The following is a 271-nucleotide window of genomic DNA, read 5'->3' as shown; positions in this document are numbered from 1 at the left end:
AAACTCATCCATAACCCGATGAAATAACCTACAAAACTTAAAACTAAGAACACTTTCCCAGTCCAGCCTTTTATTTTTCGAAGTGGCTCTGTAACGTCATAACACAGGCCAACAATTGCACCCAAAAAAGGTGTTAACAATAATGGTTTTATGCGCCAATAATCGCCCCAACTTGGGTTTCCGCTACCAGCACCGATTACAAAAGCACTTATAACGCCTAATGCAATTATTGCCCCTACGGCCATTCTTTTGCCTAAAGCAGGTGTAAAGA

General features: G+C 41.0%; 1 protein-coding gene. It reads right to left on the bottom strand.

Annotation, left to right across the window (positions count from 1 at the left end; genetic code table 11):
• A partial coding sequence (locus AC0IW9_RS30910; RefSeq protein ID WP_471652123.1) for a hypothetical protein occupies positions 1 to 271 on the bottom strand: 271 nt, incomplete at both ends.

This window comes from Belnapia sp. AC561 (assembly GCF_979252845.1).
Note: the sequence above shows the minus strand (reverse complement) of the source record. Positions and strands in the feature narration are given on the sequence as shown.